Source organism: Dactylosporangium sp. CA-152071 (assembly GCF_050936335.1).
GTDB lineage: Bacteria > Actinomycetota > Actinomycetes > Mycobacteriales > Micromonosporaceae > Dactylosporangium > Dactylosporangium maewongense.
Genome location: NZ_JBNJMZ010000001.1, coordinates 3,865,464 through 3,891,429 on the forward strand (window position 1 = coordinate 3,865,464; position 25,966 = coordinate 3,891,429).

Annotated in this window: 22 protein-coding genes; 6 read left to right on the plus strand and 16 right to left on the minus strand. The window is 70.8% G+C overall.

Annotation, left to right across the window (positions count from 1 at the left end):
• Positions 1–13: 13 nt before the first annotated feature.
• Positions 14–238, plus strand: a complete 225-nt coding sequence (locus ACQEVZ_RS17215) for a hypothetical protein (RefSeq protein WP_344503089.1) — start codon at positions 14–16, stop codon at positions 236–238.
• A 33-nt stretch (positions 239–271) separates the two neighbouring features.
• On the opposite strand, the gene ACQEVZ_RS17220 is transcribed toward ACQEVZ_RS17215, so the two are convergent.
• The 4 genes from ACQEVZ_RS17220 to pyk all read right to left on the minus strand — a co-directional run bounded on the left by ACQEVZ_RS17220 (position 272) and on the right by pyk (position 3,687).
• A complete protein-coding gene (locus ACQEVZ_RS17220; protein ID WP_433367528.1) occupies positions 272–772 on the minus strand; it encodes an NADPH-dependent FMN reductase in 501 nt (166 codons plus the stop codon).
• Positions 773–899: 127 nt separating this feature from the next.
• A complete protein-coding gene (locus tag ACQEVZ_RS17225; protein ID WP_344503091.1) occupies positions 900–1,355 on the minus strand; it encodes an RrF2 family transcriptional regulator in 456 nt (151 codons plus the stop codon).
• A 3-nt stretch (positions 1,356–1,358) separates the two neighbouring features.
• Complete coding sequence (locus ACQEVZ_RS17230; protein ID WP_363405639.1) at positions 1,359–2,237, minus strand: acyl-CoA thioesterase; 879 nt, start codon at positions 2,235–2,237, stop codon at positions 1,359–1,361.
• Between the two features lie 19 nt (positions 2,238–2,256).
• A complete protein-coding gene (gene pyk / locus ACQEVZ_RS17235; RefSeq protein WP_363405641.1) occupies positions 2,257–3,687 on the minus strand; it encodes a pyruvate kinase in 1,431 nt (476 codons plus the stop codon).
• Between the two features lie 102 nt (positions 3,688–3,789).
• On the opposite strand from pyk, the gene ACQEVZ_RS17240 reads away from it, so the two are divergent.
• Positions 3,790–4,896, plus strand: coding sequence for a low temperature requirement protein A (locus ACQEVZ_RS17240; RefSeq protein WP_433367533.1), 1,107 nt, complete (start codon positions 3,790–3,792; stop codon positions 4,894–4,896).
• Here the strand turns inward: ACQEVZ_RS17240 and ACQEVZ_RS17245 are convergent.
• The 11 genes from ACQEVZ_RS17245 to gltB all read right to left on the minus strand — a co-directional run bounded on the left by ACQEVZ_RS17245 (position 4,893) and on the right by gltB (position 20,199).
• Positions 4,893–6,053 (minus strand): mechanosensitive ion channel family protein, encoded by a 1,161-nt coding sequence (locus ACQEVZ_RS17245; protein ID WP_433367536.1) that lies wholly within the window; start codon positions 6,051–6,053, stop codon positions 4,893–4,895. The two genes, ACQEVZ_RS17240 and ACQEVZ_RS17245, sit on opposite strands and share 4 nt — an antisense overlap.
• Positions 6,054–6,084: 31 nt before the next feature.
• Positions 6,085–7,164, minus strand: a complete 1,080-nt coding sequence (locus ACQEVZ_RS17250) for a S8 family serine peptidase (protein WP_433367539.1) — start codon at positions 7,162–7,164, stop codon at positions 6,085–6,087.
• On the minus strand, positions 7,161–8,213 hold the full coding sequence (locus tag ACQEVZ_RS17255) for a hypothetical protein (protein ID WP_433367542.1): 1,053 nt from the start codon (positions 8,211–8,213) through the stop codon (positions 7,161–7,163). The genes ACQEVZ_RS17250 and ACQEVZ_RS17255 overlap by 4 nt, the downstream gene beginning before the upstream one ends.
• A 151-nt stretch (positions 8,214–8,364) precedes the next feature.
• Positions 8,365–9,423: a S8 family serine peptidase gene (locus tag ACQEVZ_RS17260; RefSeq protein WP_433367545.1), complete on the minus strand. Its 1,059-nt coding sequence runs from the start codon at positions 9,421–9,423 to the stop codon at positions 8,365–8,367.
• A gap of 5 nt (positions 9,424–9,428) precedes the next feature.
• Positions 9,429–10,583: a hypothetical protein gene (locus ACQEVZ_RS17265; RefSeq protein ID WP_433367548.1), complete on the minus strand. Its 1,155-nt coding sequence runs from the start codon at positions 10,581–10,583 to the stop codon at positions 9,429–9,431.
• Positions 10,583–10,987 (minus strand): hypothetical protein, encoded by a 405-nt coding sequence (locus ACQEVZ_RS17270; RefSeq protein WP_344503101.1) that lies wholly within the window; start codon positions 10,985–10,987, stop codon positions 10,583–10,585. Before ACQEVZ_RS17270 ends, ACQEVZ_RS17265 begins: the two co-directional genes overlap by 1 nt.
• Positions 10,988–11,090: 103 nt before the next feature.
• Positions 11,091–12,164 carry a S8 family serine peptidase gene (locus tag ACQEVZ_RS17275; protein WP_433367551.1) on the minus strand — a complete coding sequence of 358 codons (1,074 nt, stop codon included), beginning with the start codon at positions 12,162–12,164 and terminating at the stop codon, positions 11,091–11,093.
• A complete protein-coding gene (locus tag ACQEVZ_RS17280) occupies positions 12,161–13,249 on the minus strand; it encodes a hypothetical protein (protein ID WP_433367554.1) in 1,089 nt (362 codons plus the stop codon). Before ACQEVZ_RS17280 ends, ACQEVZ_RS17275 begins: the two co-directional genes overlap by 4 nt.
• Before the next feature lie 81 nt (positions 13,250–13,330).
• Entirely contained in the window at positions 13,331–14,107 is a 777-nt protein-coding gene (locus ACQEVZ_RS17285) for a neutral zinc metallopeptidase (protein ID WP_433367557.1), read from the minus strand.
• Between the two features lie 58 nt (positions 14,108–14,165).
• Positions 14,166–15,638, minus strand: a complete 1,473-nt coding sequence (locus ACQEVZ_RS17290) for a glutamate synthase subunit beta (protein WP_344503104.1) — start codon at positions 15,636–15,638, stop codon at positions 14,166–14,168.
• Entirely contained in the window at positions 15,631–20,199 is a 4,569-nt protein-coding gene (gene gltB / locus ACQEVZ_RS17295) for a glutamate synthase large subunit (RefSeq protein WP_344503105.1), read from the minus strand. The genes ACQEVZ_RS17290 and gltB overlap by 8 nt, the downstream gene beginning before the upstream one ends.
• Before the next feature lie 430 nt (positions 20,200–20,629).
• On the opposite strand from gltB, the gene ACQEVZ_RS17300 reads away from it, so the two are divergent.
• The 4 genes from ACQEVZ_RS17300 to ACQEVZ_RS17315 all read left to right on the plus strand — a co-directional run bounded on the left by ACQEVZ_RS17300 (position 20,630) and on the right by ACQEVZ_RS17315 (position 24,470).
• Positions 20,630–21,874, plus strand: coding sequence for a L,D-transpeptidase (locus tag ACQEVZ_RS17300; protein WP_360558258.1), 1,245 nt, complete (start codon positions 20,630–20,632; stop codon positions 21,872–21,874).
• 79 nt (positions 21,875–21,953) lie between these two features.
• The gene (locus tag ACQEVZ_RS17305; protein WP_433367562.1) at positions 21,954–22,664 is read left to right on the plus strand and encodes a lysostaphin resistance A-like protein; all 711 of its coding nucleotides are present in this window, start codon (positions 21,954–21,956) and stop codon (positions 22,662–22,664) included.
• Positions 22,665–22,669: 5 nt separating this feature from the next.
• Entirely contained in the window at positions 22,670–23,572 is a 903-nt protein-coding gene (locus tag ACQEVZ_RS17310; protein WP_433367565.1) for a CPBP family intramembrane glutamic endopeptidase, read from the plus strand.
• Between the two features lie 64 nt (positions 23,573–23,636).
• On the plus strand, positions 23,637–24,470 hold the full coding sequence (locus tag ACQEVZ_RS17315; RefSeq protein WP_433367568.1) for a hypothetical protein: 834 nt from the start codon (positions 23,637–23,639) through the stop codon (positions 24,468–24,470).
• Between the two features lie 10 nt (positions 24,471–24,480).
• Here ACQEVZ_RS17315 and ACQEVZ_RS17320 read toward each other — a convergent pair whose 3' ends face one another.
• On the minus strand, positions 24,481–25,803 hold the full coding sequence (locus ACQEVZ_RS17320; protein WP_433367571.1) for a hypothetical protein: 1,323 nt from the start codon (positions 25,801–25,803) through the stop codon (positions 24,481–24,483).
• Between the last annotated feature and the right edge of the window lie 163 nt (positions 25,804–25,966).

Genomic DNA, 25,966 nt, shown 5'->3' on the forward strand with positions numbered 1-25,966 from the left:
CTACGCTCAGGTCATGTCTAAGGCGCACGACCCCTACCTGCAGGCGGCCGAGGGCTTCCTGCACGCCATCCGCGACGAGCTGGACATGGCCGACGACCTGAAGATGGACCGGACGTTGCAGGTCACGCAGACCTACGCGCTGGTGAGCATCGCCCGCTCGCTGAACGTCCTCAGCGACCAGGCCGACACCGCCGACGACTCCCCGCTCGCCATGGCGGGCAACCTCATCAGCCGCTGACCCGCGCCTCCCGGCCGCGTCGTCTTCCGGCGCTCAGGCGGTCGTGTCGGCGGTGAACTCGTCGGCGATCCGGGTGACGTACTCGGCGGCGGCGGCGCCCGCGTTGGCCAGCTCCGACTCGACGACGGCCAGGCCGGGGGTCACCGGGACCGCGGCGAGCTCGCCGAGCAGCTCGCGCAGGTGCCGCTCGGTCGCGTCGGCCTGCGGGCGGACGCCGGCGGTCACGACGGTCACCGCGGCGACGTCCTTGAGACCTTCGGCGGGCAGCTGGTCGAGCAGGACCTTCAGGACGCCCGTGTACGTGCCCTTGTACGTCGGCGTCGCCACCACCAGCACGCTCGCCCGCCGGAGCCGGCTGAGTGCGTCGGCGACCGCGCCGTCCCCGGTCTGCAGCAGCCGCGTGCCCAGGGCGGCCACGTCGATGGTGTGCGGCACCGGCTGCCCGAGCCGCTCCGCCAGCGCCGCTCCGACCTCCTCCGCCAGGTGCAACGTACGAGAGTGCGGCCGCGGATTCCCCGAAAGCACAACGATCATGCCGCCGATCCTATCTCCTACCGCACCGATCGGAAATAGCGTCTACCGTTTGTGGCCTCCTCCTCATGATCCGGAAGACTTTGTGCTGCTATGACGACACAAAGTCTTCCGGATCATGGAAAAGCGATCAGACCCAGGCTCTCGGGTCTGCCACGAGGTCGCGGACGCGCTCGGGGAGCTCGCCGGTGACGACGTCCTCGATGGTGACCGTTTCGAGGATGAGTCGCTCGTTGGCGCGCAGGGCGATCCACACGTCCTGCAGGGCGGAGGCGGCACCGTGGTAGCCGAGGTCCTCGGGGCGCTGCCCGCGGACGTTGGCGAGGGGGCCGTCGATCACGCGGATGATCTCGGCGAGGCTGATCTCGCCGGCGGGGCGGGCCAGCCGGTAGCCGCCCTCGGGGCCGCGCTGGGCGACGACGATGCCGCCGCGTCGCAGCTGCAGGAGGATGCTCTCGAGGAACTTGGGCGGGATCTGCTGGGCCGACGCGAGACGGTCGGCGGTCACCAGCTTGCCGTCACCGGCCGAGGACGCCAGCTCCGCCACCGCGCGGAGGGCATAGTCGACCCGGGCTGAAAGGCGCATGACTCATCCTCCCACGCGCCGCAACAGGCCTTCCTGCACGGCGGTCGCTATGTGGCGGCCGTCGCGGGTGAACATGCGGCCGTTGGCGAGGCCGCGGGCGTCGGAGGCCGACGGGCTGATCGAGTCGTAGAGGAACCACTCGTCGGCGCGGAAGCCGCGGTGGAACCACAGGGCGTGGTCGAGGCTGGCGCCGCCGTAGCCGCCGGGGCCCCAGACGGCGCCGTGCACGGCGAGCACCGAGTCCAGCAGGGTGAGATCGGAGGCGAACGTGAGCGCGCACGCGTGCAGCAGCGGGTCGTCAGGGAGCTTGCCGTCCAGCCGCATCCAGACACGCTGCGTCGGGGAGGCGGGGCGGTCGCCGGGGCGGACCCAGCCGGGCTCGCCGACATAGCGCACGTCGATCGGACGCTGGATCATCGACCAGATGCCGGCGCGCTCCGGGTACTTGGCGAGGCGCTCCGCCATGGTCGGCACCTCTTCCGGCGGGGGCACGTCGGCGGGCGCGGCCTCCTGGTGGTCCAGGCCGTCCTCGGGGACGTGGAACGACGCCGACATGAAGAAGATGACCTTGCCGTGCTGCTGGGCGACGGAGCGGCGCACGGAGAAGGAGCGGCCGTCGCGGATGTTCTCCACCGCGTATGTGATGGGCTCCGCCGGGTCGCCGGGGCGGACGAAGTACCCGTGCAGCGAGTGCACCTGGCGCTCCGGGTCGACGGTGCGGCCGGCGGCGACGAGCGCCTGGCCGGCGACCTGCCCGCCGAACACACGCTGGGGGCCGACCGGCGGGCTCATGCCCAGGAACCGGTCGTCCCCCAGCGCTTCCAGGTCAAGGAGTCGGACGAGGGCGTCTACCGCCGCCTGTCCAGTCGCATGCTCGTCCACTCCTGCAATCTAGAGGTTCCTACTCGCTCTGTTCGTGTGACAGTGCTCCCAGCGTGTGGACCCGCAGCGTGTTGGTCGAGCCGGGGGTGCCGGGCGGGGAGCCCGCGACGATGACGACGTCGTCACCGGCGCTGAGCCAGGGCAGGCCGACCATGGCCATGTCGACCTGCTGGAACATCTCGTCGGTGTGCTGGACGAACGGCACGTCGAACGTCTGCACGCCCCACGACAGGGCCAGCTGGTTGCGCACCGTCGGCTCGGGCGTGAACGCGAGCAGCGGCAGCTCGCAGTGCAGCCGGGCGAGGCGGCGGACCGTGTCACCGGTCTGCGAGAAGGCGACGAGCGCCTTCGCGCCGATGTTGCGGGCGATGTTGGACGCGGCCGAGGTGAGCGCGCCGCCGCGGGTGCGGGGGTCGTGCTGCAGCCGCGGCACCGACAGCGAGCCGCCCTCGGTGGTCGCGATGATCCGGGCCATCGTGGAGACGGTCAGGATCGGGTAGCGCCCGACGCTGGTCTCGCCGGAGAGCATGACGGCGTCGGCGCCGTCGAGCACGGCGTTGGCGACGTCGGACGCCTCGGCGCGGGTCGGGCGGGCGTTCTCGATCATGGAGTCGAGCATCTGCGTGGCGACGATGACCGGCTTCGCCGACTCGCGGCACAGCTGGACGGCCCGCTTCTGCACGAGCGGCACCTGGTCGAGCGGCATCTCGACGCCGAGGTCGCCGCGGGCGACCATGACGCCGTCGAAGGCCGAGACGATCTGCTCGAGGGCGGCGACCGCCTCCGGCTTCTCGACCTTGGCGATGACCGGGCGGTGCACCCGCTCCTCGTCCATGATCTCGTGGACGAGCTTGATGTCGTCGGGCGAGCGCACGAACGACAGTGCGATCCAGTCGGCGCCGAGCTGGAGCGCGAACCGGAGGTCCTCGGCGTCCTTGTCGGACAGGGCGGGGACGCTCACCGCGACGTTGGGCAGCGAGACGCCCTTGTTGTTGGAGACCATGCCGCCCTCGGTGACGAGGACGGCGATGTCGTTGCCTTCGACGCTGGTGACCTCGACGGCGACCTTGCCGTCGTCGATCAGCAGCCGGTCGCCGGCCTTCACTTCCTGCGGCAGCTTGGTGTAGGTGCACGAGACCCGGTCGGCGGTGCCGACGATGTCGTCGCTGGTGATGACGGCCGTGTCTCCGGTGCGCCACTCGTGCGGTCCGTTGGCGAAGCGACCGAGCCGGATCTTGGGACCCTGGAGGTCGGCGAGAATGCCCACGGAACGGCCGGCGGCAGCGGCGGCCTCACGGACGAGGTTGAACACCGCGGCGTGGTCCTCATGGCTGCCGTGGCTGAAGTTGAGCCGCGCGACGTCCATCCCGGCGTCGACGAGGCCGCGAATCCGCTCGGGCGACGATGTGGCAGGTCCGAGCGTACAGACGATTTTTGCGCGTCGAGTCACACGTTGAGGCTAGCCCCTCCACCCGGTGACGATTCGTCCGACCCACGGTGGCGCCATCAGTTGAGACACTGTCCACCTGCCGTTCCCGGAGATAATCGGACGATGTCATCCAGCTCCCAGTGGCACCGGCCGATGGGCACCCGCGACACCCACGAGCCGCACCGCGTCGCGACGCCGCTCGAGCTGCTGTTCGACCTCTGCTTCGTCGTCGCCATCGCGCTGGCGGGGCAGCTGCTGCACCACTCGATCACCGAGGGTGACGTGGCGCACGGGATCGTCGCCTATCTGACGGTGTTCTTCTCCATCTGGTGGGCCTGGATGAACTTCACCTGGTTCGCGTCCGCGTACGACACCGACGACGTCGCGTACCGGCTGACGACCCTCGTGCAGATCGCCGGGGTGCTCGTCCTGGCCGCCGGCGTCACCGACGCGTTCCACGGGCACTTCGGCACCGTCACCGTCGGGTACGTCATCATGCGCGCCGCCCTGGTCACGCAGTGGCTCAGGGCGTCCGCCCGGGACGAGACCCAGCGCACGGCCCGCCGGATGGCGTTCGGCGTGACGGCCTGCATGGTCGGCTGGTCGCTGATCCTGCTCACTCACGGCACCCTGCACCTGGTGCTCTTCGCCGTCATGGTCGCCGCGGAGCTGGCCGTGCCCATGTGGGCGGAGCGCTACCACCCCACCCCGTGGCACCCGCACCACATCGCCGAGCGCTACGGGCTGCTGTTCATCATCGTGCTCGGCGAGATCGTGCTGTCCACGACCGTGGCGGTCCAGGCGGGCTTCGTGCAGGACCGGCTGTGGTGGGTGGCCGCGAGCGGGCTGGTCATCGTGTTCGCGTTCTGGTGGCTGTACTTCGATCAGCCCGCCCACCGGATCCTCGTCGACAACCGGCACGCGTTCGTTTGGGGATACGGGCACTACGTGGTGTTCGCGTCGGCGGCGGCGATCGGGGCGGGCATCGCGGTCATCGTCGACCGGCCCGACCTCTCCGGCGCGCCCGTCACCATCCCGGTGGCCACACTGCTGATGGCGCTGTGGTTCCTGCACATCCGCCCACGCACCTGGCTGGAGCCCACCGCCGCGGCGCTGATCCTGGCCGCCACCTTCGTGGGACCGTCGCTGGTCGTGACAGCAGTGGTGGCGTCGGTACTGGTGGCCGCCCGGCTGATCCTGCTGCGCTCGCGCGTCGCCCAGCGCTGTTAGTGTTCGCGCTCCCCGCCGGTGAACGCCTCCGCGCGGGCCCGGCCGTCGACACTGTGACTGAAGACCCGCGCGTCGCCGTCGGCGGTGTGCGTCTGCCCCGTCAGCGTCGCGTGCAGCGGCAGCGCCGACGTCACCTCCGCCCGCGTCCGCGGCAGCGACGACGGGTGCGCGTCCCGGATCCACGTCACCATGTGCTCCCGGATGAAGCACCGCAGGTCCCACAGCTTCGGCGCGTCAGTCGCGCTCACCAGCGCCCGCAGCCGCATCGCGGTGCCGGTGGCCTCCACCACCTGCAGCACCGACACCCGCCCGTCCCACAGGTCGGTCGACTCCAGCGCCCGGCGGAGCTCCTCCCGCGCCTCCGGCACCGGCAGCCACCAGTCGACGTCGAGCATGACGTCCCCGAGCAGCGCCGCCTCCGTCCGCGTCCAGTTTTGGAACGGCTTCTCCGTGAAGTACGACGTCGGCAGGATCAGCCGCCGGTCGTCCCACACGTGGACCACGACGTACGAGAGCGTGATCTCCTGGATCCGCCCCCACTCCGACTCGACGATCACGACGTCCCCGAGCCGCACCGCGTCGCTGAACGCCAACAGCAGCCCCGCGAACAGGTTCCGCAGCACGCTCTGCGCCGCCAGACCCGCGATGATGCCGATGAACCCGGCACTCGCCAGCACGCTGGTCCCGAGGATCCGCGCCTGCGGGAACGTCATCAGCATCACCGCACCGGCGATCACGGCGATCGTCGCCACCGTCACCCGCCGGATCATCACCACCTGCGTGTGCACCCGCCGCGCCTGCCGGTTGTCCGGCACGTCCGTCCTGAACCGCGCCAGCGCCGCATCCTCCGCCACCACCAGCAACCCGGCGACCAGCCATGCCGCCGTTCCGATGATGAGCAGCTGCTCCACGTGCAGGAACGTGGGCCGCCAGTCCGCCCCGTCCGCCGTCCACCGAACCGAGAAGTAGATCGCCGACAGCACCACCACCCACTGCGTCGGCCGGTGCGCCCTGTTCGCCAGCTCGGTCAGCAACCCCGACCGCCGCCCCACCCACAGCAGGACCAGATGCACCCCCTGCACCACCACCAACGCAACCAGCGCCGCCCCGAGCGCAATCCCCAGCGGCTTGAGCGTGTCGATGAGCGTGTCTCGCATTCGGCGCTAAGTACCCGGGCCCCCTGGCCGCCTAACGTGTCCTGCGTCGCACCCACCAGCCAACCACCCCGCCAACCGCCACCACCGCCACCACGACCCACCCGACACCTCCACCCCCACCCGTCGGCCCTCGTTCCCGACCCGCCTCTGGCACCCCCGTGACCTGAGCCCCACCCGCCGGCACCGAAGCCGTCAACGCCGCCACCGGATCAACAATCCCGAACCCGAACTCCTCATCCCGCCCCGGCTTCCCCCGATCCGTCGCGGTCGCCGTCAACCTGTTGACCACCTCGGCCGCAGACAACCCCGGAAACTTCGCCCGCACCAACGCCACCACCCCAGCCACAATCGCCGTCGAGTTACTCGTCCCATCCCCCGTCTCGTACTTCCCGAACGCCCCGGTGGAAACGATGTCCACTGCCGGAGCCGCCAGCACCACCTCGGGCCCGACAGCGGAGATCGCGGCATGGTTGCCGTCCTTGTCCGTCCCCGCAACCGCCACCACCCCGGGCAGCTTCGCCGGAAACCCGACCTGCTTGCTCTTCGGCGTGTTCCCGACCCCCGCCACCACGACGACGTCGGCGTTGACTGCGGCGGCGATCGCGTCCCGCAGCTGGGGGTATTCGCTCGTCACGGCCGCGACGCAGATGACCTTCGCACCCTGCGAAGTCGCCCAGGCGATGCCATCCGCGAGGTTGACGGGAGACCCACCAAAACCTCCGTAGACCGTCTGCACCGGCAGGATCATCGCCTTCGGTGCGATACCGAGCACGCCGGCACCGTTGGGCAGCCCACGCCCGGCGATGAGACCGGCCATCGCTGTTCCGTGCCCGTCCGTGTCCGCCTTGCCGTCGCCCTTCGCCTGCTCACCGAACACCTTGCCCGGCACCACGGCACCCGCCAGCTCCCCATGACGGTCGTCAACACCTGTGTCCGGGACCGCCACCAGGACCCCTGCGCCCGTGCTGAGCTGCTGCGCCTGCGCAATTCGCAACACGGCCAGGTGCCACTGTCGGTCACGGATGCTGTCAGCCACCGCGGGAGCCGGCGCCGACATTCCGACGACCACGATGGCGAGGCAACCAACGACCACCGACCGGATCCCGCTCAACGGTCGATCCCGATGACTCCCGGTCCCGGATCGTGAGGCCAGGTCGCGGGCGGCTGAATGACCGGACTCACGCCATGAGGCACCGACCACGCCTCGCCGCCCTGATCGCCACGTCGACGGCTGACCGTCTCGGGGTCTCGGTGGCTCCCGGCCCGGCCGATCGGCGGCGCAACCGGCCCGCGAGCTCCGGTCGACCCACCGGCCGCGGCGGACCCTCCGCTGTTGCCACGGGGCGCGGCGAGTCCGGTGACCGGGTTCGCGCCCAGCACGCGGCCAGGACCGAGCACGGCAGCACCTCCCACCCGGCTGCCCGACCCGCCCCCGCCAACCGCACCGCTCGGCACCGGCTGGCTACCGCCTCCGGCCAACCCAGCCCTTTCTCCGGCCAACCCAACGGTGTCGTCCTGCTCCGAGCCGACCGACGACCTAGGCGGATCGAACCGCGGAGCCGGAAACCCGGCGGCGATCAACCGGCCTCCTCCCCCGCCCGCCTGACCGCTCGACTTCGGCTGGCCGGAAACGACCGGCACATCGACGACCTCGGTCGCCAACCTGATCCGCTGGTAATCGGGAAGCACCACATCGAGCCCAGCCGCAGGCTCCGCAACAGCCGCGTCCGTGTTCATGAGAATGCGACGAGCGTGCTCATCGAGCAGTCCGCGAGCCTGCTGCCCGATCCGCTGATCCGGCACCTTGGCCGTCAGCCGGTACTCCTCAACAAGCGGCTCCAGCTCACCGCGTGCCTTCCCGATCGCCTCGACGATCAGGTTCAAGTTGACGCGAACCTCCGCCGCCCCACCCGCAACCAACGACATTGCATCGATCATGTTGTTGACGCGCTGAATGAACGTCATCGCCGCTTCGCTCTTCTCGGGTGGCCACCCTTCGGCGAGCTGGTCCCGCAGGATCCGCAGGCGGTCGCGCTGCGTCTCCAGAGCGGTCTGCTGACGACGCAGCGTCGCCAGGTGCACGTGAGCATCGGCCTCGTCGTCCGCCGCGACCATCTCCCACAACTGCGGCAACCGCCACCGCTTGTACGTCTCACCCATCAGACCGGCCCCACCACACACCACCCAACCGGCACATGATCACTCACCGCGTCCTCCCCGCCACGATGCGCAATAGACAACGGTGACGGTACCGCACACTCAGAACCTCACAACGCCGTCGATTCGCACCACCCGCACAGCACGACACCCGCTACCGCCGCCGCCTGACCAGCAGCCCCGCAAACACCAGCAGCACCCCACCACCGACAACCACCCACACGACCCCCGACCACCCCGCACGCCCCTCCGGCACCCCCACCCCAGACGAAGACACCGACGGCACCACACTCGGCACCGAAGCCGTCAACGCCGCCACCGGATCGACAATCCCGAACCCAAACTCCTCATCCCGCCCCGGCTTCCCCCGATCCGTCGCGGTCGCCGTCAACCTGTTGACCACCTCGGCCGCAGACAACCCTGGAAACTTCGCCCGCACCAACGCCACCACCCCAGCCACAATCGCCGTCGAGTTACTCGTCCCATCCCCTGCCACGTACTTCCCGAACGCCCCGATCGAAACGATGTCCACCGCCGGAGCCGCCAGCATTACCTCCGGCCCGGTAGCCGAGATCGCCGCATGGTTGCCGTCCTTGTCCGTTCCCGCCACCGCCACCACCCCGGGCAGCTTCGCAGGGAAACCCACCTGTTTGCTCTTCGGCGCATTACCAACCCCCGCCACCACCACGACGTCGGCGTTGATCGCACGCTCGACCGCCACACGCACCTCGGGATACTCGCCGGTGACGGCAGCCACGCAGATGACCTTCGCGCCTTGCGAGACCGCCCATTCGATGCCCGCTGCGAGGTTCGTCGGAGAGCCCCCGAATTCGCTGTGAATCGTCTGCACCGGCAGGATGATCGCCTTCGGAGCAATGCCGAGGACACCTCCGTCATTCGCAAGGCCACGCCCCGCAATCAGGCCGGCCATCGCCGTGCCGTGCCCGTCGGTGTCAGCCTTCCCGTTGCCTGACGCACCTTCCCCGAACTCTCTGCCTTCGATCACGGCACCGGCCAACTCGCCACGACGATCGTCGACGCCGGTGTCCGTCACTGCGACGAGCACTCCTTCGCCGAGGCTCCACCGATGGGCATCAAGGACGCCGAGTGAGGCCAAGTACCACTGCCGGTCGCGAATGGCATCTGCGGAAGCGGGTACTGGCCAAACAAGCGTCGCCATCGTCACCGCGATGACAGCGATCGAGCGGAGCACCCGGCTCAACGATCAAGTCCGATCACGCCTGGGCCTGGGTCATGCGTCCGGACTGGCGGCAGCGCCTCAAGGAGCGGCGTCACTCCTTGATTCACCGCCCACTGCTCGTCATACCCCGTGTCCTGCACCCGCCGCCGCGCGACGTACTCCTCGAACGACCGGTCCTGGTATCCGCCCGCTCCGGACGGACGAACTCCAGCAGGCACGGACCGCGCCGGCGCCCCAGCCGTGCGCATGACGCCGCCACGCGCTGACGTCGGCGGCGCGCCGCCGATCACCCCAGCCGGAACTCCCCGCGCCATTCCCCCGCCGACGCCTCGGGTGATCCCATCGTTCACGGACACAGGCATTCCACTCACCGGACCGACACCGAGGACTCGACCAACGGTCGGATTCATCTCGAGCGAACCACGAGGTGGCACACCGCCTGAAGAACCAATTCCCGTCTCACTTGGCCGCAAGCCGGTCGCCTGCACTCCGCGCGGCTCCTCAGCGAGGACAACGTCGTCGCCGGCTATGTCGGCGGTAACCGGAGCGGGTGGGTCGAATGGCGGCGGACGCAGTTCACCCGAGCGCTCCGAGGCTCGCTTCACGCCGCCTCCGCCACTACCTCCGCCAGTTACATCGCTGCCACCGTTCACGGGTGGGACGTCTGCCAGCATGCCGATCCGCGCATACGTGGGAAGCGCCACCTGCAACGCCGTGTTCGCGTCACGCACCGTGCCATCTGCCGAGATGAGGATCTGGCGCGCCTCCTGATCCAGCACCTTCTTCGCCTGCTGGGAAACCCGCGGGTCGGCGACCGCCTCGGCCTTCGCATACCGCTCGACCAACGGCGCCAACTGATGCCGCGCACCCTCGATCGCATTGACAGTCAGCGCTACCGCAACCCGCACATCGGCGGCGCCTCGTGCTGTTGCGGTCAACGCGTCGAGCGTGTCGTTGAGTCGCTGGATGAACGCGCTCGCCGCTTCGCTCTTCTCAGGTGGCCACCCTTCGGCGAGCTGGTCCCGCAGGATCCGCAGGCGGTCGCGCTGCGTCTCCAGAGCGGTCTGCTGGCGGCGCAAGGTGGCCAGGTGCAGGTGGGCATGTTCGGGGTCGTCGGCGGTCAGCATCTCCCAGAGTTGGGGCAGGCGCCAGCGCTGGTACGACTCGGCCATCAGAGCGACCTGCCAGTCCTCGGGTCGTGCTGGGCGGCCCACAGCGCGTCGTCGACCTTGGCTGAGGCGACGGCCAGCGCGGTCTTGAACTGGTCGCCGCTCAGTGTGTCCGCGTGGGAGTACGCTGCCGCGACCTCCTCGGCGGCCTGCACGAACACCGCGCCGTTGTGGATGAAGGCGTCCATCAGGTCCAGGAGTTCGATGAGCTTCCGGTGGTACAGCGTCGCCGCCGCCTGCACGTCTGGGCTGGCCGTGCGGGTCCCGAACGTCGGGGTGTCGACGAACGTGCGCAGGATCTGGTCGTGCTCCGGCGACAGATGGCCGCTCAGGTCGGCCCGCAAGCCGGCTCCGAACGACCGGACGGCCTCCAGGTCGACGCTGAACCCCGCCGCATGATCACTCACCGCGTCCTCCCCGCCACGATGTGCAATAGACAGACGTGACGGTACCGCACGTTCAGACCCTCGAGACGCCCCGTTTCGCACCAACCGCAAAGCGTGACAACACCTACCGCCGCCGCCGACGCGAAGCCACGAGACCGGCACACCCGAGCACCAGCCCCGCGCCAACGACCACCCACACGACAGGCGACCTACCCGGCCGCCGAGACGACCCAGGCGAAGGCGATGCCGAGGCGGAGGACGAGGCCGCCGGGACAGAAGCCGTCAACGCCCCGACCGGATTGACGATGCCGTACCCGAACTCATCGTCCCGTCCCGGCTTACCCCGGTCGACAGCGGTGGCCGTCAACCGTCGTACCACCTCCGCAGCCGGCAACTGCGGAAACTTCGACCGCACCAGCGCCACCACCCCAGCCACGATCGCCGTCGAGTTGCTCGTGCCCTCACCGCTTACATATCCGTCGAAGGCGCCTGTCGAGACGATGGCTACCGCCGGCGCGGCGAGCAGCACTTCCGGCCCGGTGGTGGAGATGGCGGCGTGATTGCCGCTCTTGTCAGTCCCGGCGACCGCCACGACACCTGGGACGTTCGCCGGAAACGCGACCTGCCGCGTGTTCGTCGTGTTGCCGGCGGCGGCGACGACGACCACGTCGGCGGCGATGGCAGCCTCCACCGCTCGCCTGACCTCCGGGTATTCGCTGGTGCCGGCGGCGATGCAGATGACCTTGACCTTCTGCGAGACGGCCCAGTCGATGCCCGCACCGAGGTTTACGGGCGAGCCGCCGAACTCGCTGCGAATGGTGCGGACAGGCAGGATCTTCGCCTTCGGGGCCACGCCGAGCACCCCGGCGTTGGAGGCGAGTCCACGACCGGCGATCAGCCCAGCCATGGCCGTGCCGTGGCCGTCGGTGTCGGTCCTGCCGTCGCCGCCGGCCTGCTCGCCGAACTCCTTGCCGGCGACCACCGCGGCGGCAAGCTCACCGCGCCGCGCGTCGACACCGGTGTCCGCGACCGCCACCAGCACGCCTTCACCCTGACTCAGGCGTTGCGCGGCTGGGATGTCTAGGGCGGCCAGGTGCCACTGGCGGTCGCGAATCTCGTCTGCGGCGGCACCGACCGGCGACGCCAGCATGACCGCGATCGACAACACCAAAGCGACAACACGGGCAGTGAGCTTCAACGGTCGATCCCGAGCACGCCCGGACCGGGGTCGTGCGTGGCCGGCGGCTTGGCCTCGAGCACGGGTGGCACCCCTTCCAGGACCGTCCAGGTGCCTTCACCGTTTGCCTGCGGTGTTCGGCGACGCGCGGCGTACTGATCGGACGACTGATCCCCATGTCCGCTGGTCATGGCCGCCGGACGTCGCATGCCCGCAGCAGGTGCAGCACCCGCACGCCCCGATCCAGCAGGCGGCGACCCACCGATCATCGGCGTGCCCAGCGGGCGAACCGCAGATCCGCCCTCCGCGACAGGGCCGGGCACCCCGAGCCCGCCGCGTGAGCCGATGACGGGATAGGTCAGCGGTTCGCCGCCGGCCGACCAGGCAGGTACCGACGTGCTTCCGGACACCGCAAGTCCTGGAGTGTTGCCGGTTTGACTGCCGGCAAGGCCGACATCGCCGTCAGGCACCGGCATCGGCGGTTCGAATCGCGGTGCCGGCAGCGACACGAGTGCGTCGCGTCCGCCTGACGTGAGGTTCATTGCTCCGTTTCCAGCGCCGCCAGGTTGCGTCGCACCGGGTGCGGCTGCCGGAATCGCCTCTTGAGCACTGAATCGGGTGTAGGTCGGCAGGGGCACATCGAGCATCCCCAGGGCGTGCACCACCGTGGCGTCAGCCGCGATGAGCGCGTCTCGCGCCCGTTGATCCAATGCACTCTTCGCATGCTGCGTAATTCTGGGATCGGCGACCTTGGAGACCTTGTCGTACTCCGTGACCAGCGACGCCAGGGTCGAACGTGACTCCTGGATCACGTTGACGATGTGGGTGAGGCCTGCGCGGACCTCGCCCGCTCCACGAGCCGCACCCGTCATGGCGTCGATCATGTCGTTCAACGCATCGATGAACGCCGTGGCGGCTTCGCTCTTGGATGGGGGCCAGGAGTTGGCGAGGTGGTCTCGTAGGGAGCGCAGGTGGTCGCGCTGCGTCTCCAGGGCGGTCTGCTGGCGGCGCAAGGTGGCCAGGTGCAGGTGGGCGTCCGTGGCGTTGTCGGCGGCGACCATCTCCCACAGTTGGGGCAGGCGCCATCGGTGGTAGGTCTCGGCCATCAGACCGGCACCGGATGGTGATCACTCATCGCGTCCTCCCCGCCACGATGTGCAATTGACAGTCGTGACGGTACCGCAGGGTCAGCCGTGGTAGGAGGAGGGCATGTCGCAGGCTTCGAGGCTCTGCTCGTAGCCGTCGAAGAAGGCGCCGGTGCGTTGGGCGGCGGAGCCGTGGGCACCTTCCTGGAACCAGGGTTCGTCGTCGGGGTCGGCGACGAAGAGGAGGCCGTTGCGCAGCTCGTCCAGGTCGCCGTCCTCGAGGGTGAAGTCGCCGACCTTGATGGAGTCGCCGATGTAGGCGCCGGCGAAGCAGTCGGCCTGGAGCTCCTGGTAGATGGTGAAGGCGTACTCGATGCCGAGGCGTTGCTGGATGGCGTGGCCGTATTCGTGGCCGAGGAGGTAGAAGACGAAGGCGTCGCCGAGGTCCTTGTAGACCTCCTCCGACCAGTTCACGTCGTACGCGATGAAGTCGCCGATGGGGCAGTAGGCGGCGTTCTGCGTCGGGATCGGCTGGGAGCCGCACATGACCTCGCCGTCGATGCGGTAGGGCACGATGCGGGAGACGGGCTTGAAGCCGACGATCCGGGAGCTCCAGTAGCGTTCAACGACCTTCACCGCGATGCGGACGTCGTTGGCGAACGTGGAGTCGGGCGCCGCGGCCCGCACGGGTGGCGGGGAGGAGTAAGTGGGCGCCGTATAACCCGGATAACCCGGCGTGGACGAGGGACGCGGAGCGGGGAACGGCGGCGCGGACGGAACGGTCGGCGCCCAGAACGGTGTGGTGTCGGCGAAGGCGGCCTCGGAGGGGAGCACCGCGAGGCCCACGACGAGCAGCGAGAGGATGAGCGGGCGTTTCATGGCCGAGGGGTACCCGGGAGCGGCCCCGCGAACAGGACCGCTCCCGATTAGCAACCCGTCAGGCGGTCAGGGCGCCCGCGCTCGGCTCGACCGGCGCCGGCAGGGTGCCGTCGCCGCCGAGGTAGGCGTGGATCGACGCCGCCGCGGAGCGGCCCTCGGCGATGGCCCAGACGATGAGTGACGCGCCCCGGTGCATGTCGCCGGCGACGAAGACGCCCGGCGTGGCCGACTGCCAGTCGGCGTCGGTGTCGATGCCGCCGCGGCGGTTGCGGGTCAGGCCGAGGTTGGTCAGCAGCGGGCCGGGTTCGGTGCCCTCGAAGCCGATCGCGAGCAGGACCAGCTCCGCGGGGTAGAGCCGCTCGGTGCCGGCGATCTCGGTGACGACCCGCCGGCCGTCCACTCTGGACACCTGCACCTCGGCGATGCGCACGCCGGTGAGCTCGCCGTCGTCGTTGCCCTCGAAGGCGGTGACGGCGACCGCGAAGGCGCGCGCGCCGCCCTCCTCGTGCGCGGGGTAGTTGCGCAGGATCCAGGGCCACGTCGGCCACGGGTCGCGCGCCTCGTCGCGGGTCGACGGCGGCACCGGGTACTGGTCGAGCTGCAGCACGGACTTCGCGCCCTGCCGGTGCGCGACGCCGAGGCAGTCGGCCGCCGTGTCGCCGCCGCCGATGATGATCACGTTCTTGTCGAAGGCGGAGATCGACGCGGACGGCACGCGCCCGGCGACGACCCGGTTGGCCTCGACGAGGTGCTCCATCGCGAGGTGTACCCCGGAAAGCCCGCGGCCCTCGATCTCGACGTCGCGGGCGGCCAGGGCGCCGCAGGCGAGCAGGAGCGCGTCGTGGCGGGCCCGCAGGTCGTCGACGGAGACGGTGACGCCCACGTTGACGCCGGTCTCGAAGCGGACACCCTCGGCGCGCAGCTGGTCCAGCCGCATGTCGATGTGCCCCTTCTCCAGCTTGAAGTCGGGGATGCCGTAGCGCAGGAGCCCGCCGAGGGCGTCGTCCCGCTCGTACACCACGACGTCGTGACCGGCGCGGGCCAGCTGCTGCGCGGCGGCGAGCCCCGCGGGGCCCGAGCCGACGACGCCGACGCTCTTGCCGGACCGCTCGGGCGCCGGACGGGGGGTGACCCGGCCGGCGGCGACCGCGCGGTTGATGATCTCGACCTCGACCTGCTTGATCGTGACGGGCTGGCCGCCGGCGATCGACAGGACGCACGCGGCCTCGCACGGCGCGGGGCACAGCCGCCCGGTGAACTCCGGGAAGTTGTTGGTCGCGTGCAGGGCCTCGATGGCGAAGTCCCAGTTGCCGGTGCGGACGAGGTCGTTCCAGTCGGGGATGCGGTTGCCGAGCGGGCAGCCGTCGTGACAGAACGGGATGCCGCAGTCCATGCAGCGGGTCGCCTGCTCGGCGATCAGCTCGTCGGACGCGGGCGGGTACACCTCGCGCCAGTCGCGCAGCCGGACCGGGACGGGGCGGCGGGCGGGCAGGCGCCGCTCGTACCGCAGGAAACCGTTCGGGTCAGGCACGCGCCACCTCCATGACCGCCTCGTCGACGTCGCGGCCGGCCGCCTCGGCGGACCGCCTGGCCTCCATGACGCGCTTGTAGTCGCGCGGCACAACCGCCGTAAAGGCTGCCACGGAAGTGTCCCAATTGTCCAGGATGCGCCCGGCCACCGCAGAACCGGTCTCGGCGAGGTGCGACTCGACCAGCGACCGCAGCAGGGCTGTGTCGGTGACCGGCTCCAGGTCCACCAGTTCGGCGTTGACCAGCGTCTGGTCGAGGTTCCAGATGTACGCGACGCCACCCGACATACCGGCGGCGAAGTTCCGCCCGGTGGGGCCGAGCACGACCACGGTGCCGCCGGTCATGTACTCGCAGCCGTGGTCGCCGACGCCCTCGACGACGGCGGTCGCGCCGGAGTTGCGCACGGCGAACCGCTCCCCCGCCTTGCCGCGCATGAACAGGGTGCCGCCGGTGGCGCCGTACAGGGCCGTGTTGCCGCCGATGATCTGGTCCTCGGCGACGAACGTGGCGGTCGGGTCGGGGGTCACGACGAGCTTGCCGCCGGACAGGCCCTTGCCGACGTAGTCGTTGGCGTCGCCGAGGAGCCGGAGGGTGACGCCGTGCGGGACCCAGGCACCGAAGGACTGCCCGGCGGTGCCGCGCAGCGTGACGTCCACGGTGCCGTCGGGCAGGCCCGCGCCGCCGACCCGGCGGACGATCTCGCCGCCGAGCATCGCGCCGACGGAGCGGTGCTCGTTGCGGACGGCGATCTCCAGCTTGATCGGCGTGCCCTCGTCGAGGGCGGGCGTGACCGCGGCGATGAGCTGGTTGTCCAGCGCCCGCTCCAGGCGGTGGTCCTGCTTGGTGGTCTGGCGCCGGGCGGCGTCGTCGGCGAGCGGAGGAACGTGCAGCAGCGGGGTCAGGTCGAGCCCGCCGGCCTTCCAGTGGTCGACGGCCGAGCGGACGTCGAGCAGCTCGGTGTGGCCGATCATCTCGTCGAGCGTGCGGAAGCCCAGCTCGGCCAGGTAGCCGCGGACCTCCTCGGCCATGAACCAGAAGAAGTTCTCGACGAACTCGGGCGAGCCGTTGAACTTCTTGCGCAGCGCCGGGTTCTGGGTGGCGATGCCGACCGGGCACGTGTCGAGGTGGCAGACGCGCATCATGATGCAGCCCGACACGATGAGCGGCGAGGTCGCGAAGCCGAACTCCTCGGCGCCGAGCAGCGCCGCGATGACGACGTCGCGGCCGGTCTTGAGCTGGCCGTCGACCTGGACGCTGACCCGGTCACGCAGCCCCGACAGCAGCAGCGTCTGCTGGGTCTCGGCGAGGCCGAGCTCCCACGGCGTGCCGGCGTGCTTGAGCGAGTTGAGCGGCGAGGCGCCGGTGCCGCCGTCGTGGCCGGAGATGAGGATGACGTCGGCCTTGGTCTTCGCCACGCCGGCGGCGACGGTGCCGACGCCGACCTCGGAGACCAGCTTCACGTGGACGCGGGCCGCCGGGTTGACGTTCTTCAGGTCGAAGACCAGCTGGGCGAGGTCCTCGATGGAGTAGATGTCGTGGTGCGGCGGCGGGGAGATCAGCCCGACGCCGGGGGTGGCGTGGCGGGTCTTGGCGATCCAGGGCCACACCTTGTTGCCGGGCAGCTGGCCGCCCTCGCCGGGCTTGGCGCCCTGGGCCATCTTGATCTGCAGGTCGTCGGCGTTGACCAGGTACTCGGTGGTCACGCCGAAGCGTCCGCTGGCGATCTGCTTGATGGCGGAGCGGCGGCGCGGGTCGTGCAGCCGCTCGGCGTCCTCGCCGCCCTCGCCGGTGTTGGACTTGCCACCGATGTTGTTCATCGCGATGGCGAGGGTCTCGTGCGCCTCCATGGAGATGGAGCCGTAGGACATGGCGCCGGTCGCGAAGCGCTTGACGATCTCGGTGGCCGGCTCGACCTCCTCGATCGGCACGGCGGGGCGGACCCCGGTGCGCAGCTCGAAGAGGCCGCGCAGGGATCCGGCCTGGCCCGCGAGCTCGTCGACCTTCGCGGTGTACCGCTGGAAGACGTCGAACTGCTTGGACCGGGTCGCGTGCTGGAGAAGGAACACCGTCTCCGGGTTGAACAGGTGCAGCTCACCCTCGCGGCGCCACTGGTACTCGCCGCCGACCTCGAGCCGGCGGTGCGCCCGCTCGGCGTCGTTGGCCGGGTAGGCGCGGGCGTGCCGCGCGGCGATCTCGGCGTGGATCTCGGCGAGGCCGATGCCGCCGATCTTGCTCGGGGTGCCGGTGAAGTACCGCTCGACGAGGCGCGGGTCGAGACCGACGGCCTCGAAGACCTGGGCGCCGCAGTACGAGCTGACGGTCGAGATGCCCATCTTCGACATGATCTTCAGGACGCCCTTGCCGAGCGCCTTGACGTAGTTGTAGATCGCCTTCTCGGGGTCGACGCCGGGCAGCGCGCCGGTGGCGATGAGGTCCTCGGCGCTCTCGAAGGCGAGGTACGGGTTGACCGCCGAGGCGCCGAACCCGGACAGCAGCGCGACGTGGTGCACCTCGCGGCAGTCGCCGGACTCGACGACCAGCGACACCTGGGTGCGGGTCTGCTCGCGCACCAGGTGCTGGTGGACGGCGGCGGTGAGCAGCAGCGACGGGATCGGCGCCAGGTCGACGGTCGAGTCGCGGTCGGACAGGACCAGGACCCGCACGCCGTCCTCGATCGCCTCGGACACGCCGCGCATGATCTCCACGAGGCGCCGCTTGAGACCGGTCGCGCCGTCGCGGATCGGGTACAGGCCGGACACCCGGACGGCCTTGAAGCCGGGCAGGTCACCGTCGTCGTCGATGTGCAGCAGCTTCGCGAGGTCGTCGTTGTCGATGACCGGGTACGGCAGGGCGATCTGCCGGCAGGACGCCGGGCCGGGCCTGAGCAGGTTGCCCTCGGGGCCGATGGTCGCGGCGACGCTGGTGACGATCTCCTCGCGGATCGCGTCCAGCGGCGGGTTCGTGACCTGGGCGAAGAGCTGCGTGAAGTAGTCGTACATCAGCCGCGGCCGCGTCGAGAGCACGGCGACGGGCGTGTCGGTGCCCATCGAGCCCAGCGGCTCGGCGCCGGCCCGCGCCATCGGCCCGATGAGGATCTTCAGCTCCTCCTCGGTGTAGCCGAAGGTCTGCTGGCGGCGCTGCACGGAGTCGTGCGTGTAGACGACGTGCTCCCGCTCGGGCAGCGTGTCGAGGTCCATGAGCCCGGCGTGCAGCCAGTCCTCGTAGGGCTCGGCCTGCGCCAGCTCGGACTTGATCTCGTCGTCGGTCTTGATGCGGCCGGCGGCGGTGTCGACGAGCAGCATCTTGCCGGGCGCCGAGCGGCCCTTGGCCACGATCGTCGCCGGGTCGAGGTCGAGCACGCCCGCCTCGCTGGCGAGCACGATGAGGCCGTCGGCGGTCTGCCACCAGCGGCCGGGGCGCAGCCCGTTGCGGTCCAGGACCGCGCCGACGACCGTGCCGTCGGTGAAGGCGACGCTCGCCGGGCCGTCCCACGGCTCCATCAGGCAGGCGTGGAAGCGGTAGAACGCCTTGCGGAGCGGGTCCATCCGAGGGTCGTTCTCCCACGCCTCGGGGATCATCATGAGCACCGCGTGCGGCAGGCTCCGGCCCGCCAGGTGCAGCAGCTCGAGCACCTCGTCGAAGTTGGCGGAGTCGGACGCCTCGGGCGTGCAGATCGGGAAGAGCCGGCGGATGTTGCCGGGCAGGTTCTCGGTCGACAGGAGGGCCTCGCGGGCCGCCATCCAGTTCCGGTTGCCCCGGATGGTGTTGATCTCCCCGTTGTGGGCGATCAGCCGGTACGGGTGCGACAGCTCCCACGAGGGGAACGTGTTGGTCGAGAAGCGGGAGTGGACCAGCGCGATCGCCGAGGTGACGCGCTCGTCGGACAGGTCGGGGAAGAATGACACGACCTGGTCGGGGGTGAGCATGCCCTTGTAGGTGATGGTGCGCGAGGACAGCGACGGCAGGTAGAGCTGGATGCCGCGCTCGCGGGTCTCCCGCTCGGTCTGCTTGCGCACGCAGTAGACGACCCGGTCCAGGTCCAGGTCGGACAGCACGGCGCCGGGCGCGCCGAGCCTCTCCGCGCTGATGAAGACCTGCTTGATGCGCGGCATCGCGGCGAGCGCGGTCGCGCCGAGGTCGGAGGCGTCGGTCGGGACGTCGCGCCAGCCGAGCACGTGGGCACCCTCGACGAGGGCGTACTTCTCCAGGACGCGCATCGCGCGCTGGGCGGCCTCGTCGTCGACGGGCAGGAACGCCAGGCCGGTCGCGTAGGAGCCGGCGGGCGGCAGGTCGATCCCGGTCCCGGCGGTGACGTCCCGGAGGAACGCGTCCGGGATCTGGATCATGATGCCGGCACCGTCGCCGGTGTTCTGCTCGGCCCCGCGGGCACCTCGGTGGTCCATGCGCAGCAGCGCGGACAGCCCCTTGTGCACGACGTCATGGGACCGGCGGCCGTGGATATCGGCCACGAACGCGACCCCGCAGGCGTCGTGCTCAAAAGCAGGGTCGTACAGACCCTGCGGCTGCGGTCCCGGGTAACCCATCGGGCCTCCTGACGTCATCGATTGCGAGTCGGGACAACGTCGGCCCTAAAAACACCTTACGGAGCAGTCTTGCCAGTGTACGCGAAGATTGCGGCGCGATCCTCATGTGTTGTCCCGACCGGCCGCCACGCACGATGCCGACCAACGTACCGCCTGTACCGCCGGACGGCCTACAACGTGAGATCGTGACAAATCCCACGAGCCGCAGGTAGGGGCGCTGCGGATGGTCCGTTACCGAATCGGGACGCAACCTCCGGCAGTCTGGAACACGTCCAAGGAGCGGATGGCTCGGGCCGTCCGTTACTTCCTACGATGATGCACGGCAAGATCGCCCGCCACCAGTTCGGCGACGAGTTGAACCGGCTGGCACAAACCTGGGATACACCGGCGTAGTTCACCGGCGCATGCTCGACCTCAACAACGCTAGCCCAACGAAGGAGGTGTGGACATGGGAGTCTCCGCACGCGCACTGGCCACGATCACCGCCCTTGCCGGCCTGATCGCTCTCTCTGCTTGCAGCGCTGACGAAAAGCCCAAATGGAGCGACAACAGCAACAGTGCCGGCGGCCCCTCGGCTTCCGCGTCCGCCGCGCAGCCAACCGCGACCCTCACCGCGCCCGCCGACGGCGCGACCGGCGTCTCCACCGCCACCGAGCTCGCCCTGCAGGCGGCGCCCGGCGCGAATGCGTCGGTCACCCTGACGGACGCCTCCGGTGCGGCGGTCGACGGCGGCCTGCGCTCCGACGGCACGACCTGGATCCCGGCGAAGCAGCTCAAATACGGCACGCAGTACACGGCGACCGTGACCTCGGCCGGCGACACCGCCGGGAAGAAGGTCACGTTCACGACCATGGCGAAGCCCGGCAAGACGGTCAACGTGTCGACCGCCCTGTCCGACAACAAGGTCTACGGGGTGGCCATCCCGATCGTCGTCCGCTTCGGCTCCAGCGTCCCTCAGGAGCTGCGGGCGAGCGTCGAGAAGCGGCTGCTCGTCACCAGCACGCCTCCGCAGGTCGGCACCTGGTACTGGTTCAACGGCGGCGAGGTGCACTTCCGCCCGAAGGAGTACTGGCAGACCGGCACGAAGGTCAGCGTCCGCCTGGCGACGGGTGGCCTGCAGCTGACCAAGACCGGCTGGGGCACCAAGGACGTCACGACCAACTTCACCATCGGTGACAAGATCGTCATGGTCACCGACGACAAGACCCACCAGATGACGGTGGAGAAGAACGGCGAGGTCATCAAGACCATCCCGGTGAGCCTCGGCAAGGCCAAGACGCCGAGCTCCAGCGGCGCCATGGTGATCATGGACAAACAGCAGTCCGAGCTGTTCGTGTCGACCGACCCGTCCGACCCCTACCGCGAGACCGTGTACCTGACGCAGCGCATGACCAGCGGCGGCGAGTACATCCACGCGGCCCCGTGGTCCGAGGGCGACCAGGGCAAGCGCAACGTCTCGCACGGCTGCACGAACGTCTCGCAGAAGAACGCGAAGTTCCTGTTCGACCTGACGAAGATCGGCGACATCCACATCGTCAAGAACACCCCGCGCAAGCTCGCCTGGGGCAACGGCTGGACCGACTGGGACAAGACCTGGGACGAGTACGTCAAGGGCAGCGCCCTCCCGCCGCCGGCCGCGCCGGCCGCGGACCCGAGCGCCAGTCCTTCGGTGACCGTGTCGCCCTCCGCGTGACGCCTTGAAGGGGCCGCTGTCCCCGCCCACCGAAACGGTGGGCTGACAGCGGCCCCTTCGCTGTCTCATGATGGCTGCCGTGCTCGACTGGATCGACCCGACGTTCCGCGCCACCGAGGTGATCCTCACGGTGCTGGTGATCGCCGTCCTGACCGTCACGGTCCTGCGGGCGTCACCGGACCGGATGCGGGCGCGGATCGCCGCCGGCGGCCTCGTCACGGCGTTCCGCCGGTCGGCGGCGACGAACACCCTGACCGCCCTCATCGCCCTCGAGGCGGTCCTCGTCGGCCCCGGCCTGACCCTCACCGACCTCGGCCTGCGGCCCGTGACCCTCGGCGACGCCGCGATCGCGCTGGCCCTGTCCGCCGCGGCCGCCGGCACCGCCGCGGTGCTGACCGTCCGCGCCGGCCCCATCGACCCGGACGACGATCCGCTGGCGTTCCTGCGGCCCACGACGCCGCTGGAGCGACGCTGGGCGGCCGCCGGGGCCGTCGCGGCCGGGACCGGCGAGGAGATCGTGTTCCGTGGCCTGTTCATCGCCGCCGGCGTCGGCGTCCTCGGCCTCCCCGCGTGGGCGGCGGCCGTCCTCTCGGCGCTGCTGTTCGGGCTCGGCCACCGCTACCAGGGCCTGCGGGGCGTGGTCGCCACCACCGGGGCGGCGGTCGTGTTCACCGTCCTCTACGCGCTGACCGGCAACCTGCTCGTGCCGATCGCCCTGCACATCACGGTCGATCTGGTGTCGCTGCTGCTCGTGCCGATGTTGCTCGCCCGGCGGGCGGCCGCATCATGAACGGCATGTTCGAATGGGTCACCCCCGGGTTCGATCCGGCCGCCACCGTCCTGGTGCTGCTCGTCGCGCTCGTGACCACCGCCGGCGGCATCCGCGCGGCGACGGCGAAGGCCCGCGCCGCCCGCGAACGCCTCGTCGCCACCCCGGGCGGCAGGATCCGCCTGTACCGCGGCGGCATCATCACCTCGATCGCTCTGACGCTGGCCGCGTCCGCCGTCGCGGCGACGGACGGCGTCAGCCTCGCCGCCCTGGGTCTGCGCCCGATCGGGGCCGGCGACGTCGCGCTCGCGGCCGGCTTCTCGGCGTGGTTCGCGCTGGTCGTGGTCGTCAACCACGCCCGCTTCGCGCGGGCCCGCCGCGACGGCGCCCGCACGCTCGGCCAGCGCGGCGGCGAGGAGGCCCTGGCCCGGATCCGGTTCCTGCAGCCGGTCACGGCGGCCGAGCGCTGGCTGGCGGGCCTGCTCTCCGTGTCCGTGGGCATCGGCGAGGAGGTGGTGTACCGGGGGCTGTTCATCGCCGCCGGCGTCGGGATCCTCGGGTTGGACGCGTGGGTGGCCGCGGGGCTGTCGCTGCTGCTGTTCGGCGCCGCCCACCTGTACCAGGGCTGGCGCGGCGCCCTGGGCGCGACGGTGCTCGGGTCGCTGTTCACGCTGCTGTACGACCTCACTGGGGGGCTCTTCGCGCCGATCGTCGTGCACGCCGTGTTCGACGTGGCCGCCCTGGTCGCCGGGCCGCTGGTGGCGCGGTGGGTCGAACGCCGGCCTCCATCGCCTGCCCCCGCACCGGCCGCCACGCCTGCCGCCGTCTCGCCTGCCGCCGCCCCGGCCGCCGCCCCGGCTGCCTCGCCTGCTGCCTCGCCGGCTGTCAACCCGGGGCCGCTGACGTTACGCAGCGCGACGCCGGAGTGAGCGCCGGGTCGATATCGGCAATCGGATATCGCATGCTGATCGATGCGGCGCTAGCGTCTCGGCCATGGCTCTCGTCCGTCGCACGAACGTGCTCGGTCCCCACTCCAGCCGCGTCGTCGCGGCCGCCTCGGTGACGCCCGCCGCCGAGGCTCCCGCCGTCGGCCGGGCCCACGTGCCCGCCCAGTCCGCCCCGTTCTCACCGGGCGCCTCCACCCAGTCCGCGAGCGCCGGGGCCGCCGTGCAGGGCGCCGGGGCCGCCGTGCAGGGCGACGAGGTGGGGATCGCGATCGCCGCGGCCGGCCCGCCCGAGCCCACGCCGGGCGGCGAGGCCGCCGCGGTCCCGCCGCAGCCCGCGTCGGTGCTCTCCCTGGTGTCGGCGTTCCTCCTGGTCGCCGCCGGCGGCTTCGGCTCCTGGGCGCTCTGGCACTACAAGATCAACGCCCAGGCGATCCACCTGCCCGACGCGACGACGTTCTTCGCGGTGCTGTTCGCGTTCGCCACCGCCGTCGAGCGGATCCTGGAGCCGTTCGCCAGGTTCCTGCCCGGCAAGCACGCCCGCGGCGAGCTGGAGGCCGCCGTGGCAAACCTCGCCAACAAGTACCACGACGCGACCCTCGACGACCTGATCCAGGTCGCCCACGCGAAGTCCATGGTGGAGAAGGGCCGGGCCAGCCGCGGCCTCGTCTCCTGGGGCATCGCCACCGCCGTGGCCACCGTCGCGTCCTCGGCCGGCGGCCTGTATCTGCTGCACTCCATCGCCGGCGAGTCCTGGGACGGCATCCCCGTCTGGATCGACGCCATCGTCACCGGCATCGTCGTCGGCAGCGGCACCAAGCCCCTCCACGACGTCATCAGCAAGGTCCAGAAGAACAAGGAGAAGTCCGAGGACTCCCCCTGACGCATCGCGGTCAGAGGACCAGGAGGCCGTCGGTCTGGGCGCTGTGGGTCATGGCGGACAGGGCCGCCGGGACGGTCAGGAACGGCAGGTAGGGCAGGTCGTAGGGGTGCATCCGCAGGACCTGGGTGGCGTGGTGGCCCGGCACGACGCCCGAAGGGTAGGCGCGGGCGCAGCGGCGGTCGACGAGGCCGTGGCGGGTGGCGAAGGCCGCGACGGCCTGCCACTCCTCCAGCCGCGCGACGGTCGGCAGCGGCATGCCCGGGGGTTCGGCGAAGACGTCGACGGAGGTGAAGGGTTCACTGCCGGCCAGCCACCACGACAGGGAGCGGACCGCCGAGCGCAGGGGGTGCTCGCACCAGTACGGGACGAGGCCGGCGCGCAGGACGTGCCAGGGGTCCAGGAGCCGGCCGCATTCCACGACGAGGCGGGCGGCGGTGCGGGTGCCGGCGCGCAGCCAGCCCCGGTAGAGGTCGGCGACGGCGCCGCTGAGCACGTCGGGGTGGCGGTAGAGGACCTGGCGGATGGGGTGGCCGTGCGCTGAGCCGTACCGGCGAAGGTCCTCGACCAGGCCGCGGTCGACGGCACGTTCGCCGTCGCTGTCGGCGCGCGGGGACCGGCCGCGCAGTGACCGGTCGTCGCGGTAGTCGCCGGGGCCGAGGCCGCTGGCGCGGCTGCCGAGCTGGAAGGAGTAGCCGTCGTCACCGGCGGACGTCTGCCAGCGGCTGACGTCCCGGACCACGACGATCGGGGCGTCGGGGTTCAGGCGTTCGGCGATGAGCCGGCGGTACGCCAGCGGCAGCCGGCGCCAGCGCACCACCGCGTAGGCGGTCGCGGCACCGGACCAGCCGCGCCACACCGGGTCGTACACCTGCCGGATGCCGACATCGGGGTTGTCCGTGAGGATGTCCCGGGCGAGGCGCTCACCGTCCTGCGCGGGTCGTTCGCCGGCGGCGACCTCGGGGGTCGGCACCTCGAACGCGACCGGCAGCCACGGCACGCCGAGGGCCATCGCGAGGTGGACGGCGGCCCCGTGCGGGGAGCCGACGACGAGGCCGTTGTAGGAGCCTTCGGGGAGCTGGCCGACGAACCACGCGGCGACGTCCTCGGCGTCGAGCTCGCGGCGGGCGTGCCGGCCGGCGCCGTCGGACCGGCTGCCCGGCGGGGCGCCGATCCGGCCCGACCGATCCATTGTCCACTGTGGAGCGGCGACGACCGGGCGGGCGACGCCGCCACGGTACGCGAGCGCGCGGCCCGACGCGATGGCGAGCGTGGCGCCCAGCCCGTTCGGCCACAGCGCCTCGACGTCTTGCGTGGCTTCGACCCGCCGCCTCATACCGCTCCTCGACCTCCGGTCCGTCCACCGGTCACCCGATCACCCAACCGCGGTCTTCCCAGACGCGCCCCCGGTAAACCACGTCCGGCCAAGCCAGGTGGCCGGTCCCGGGCGCCGGGAACGGCCAGGCCCGGGGGCGCCGGGAAATGGCGTCGGGGGCGCC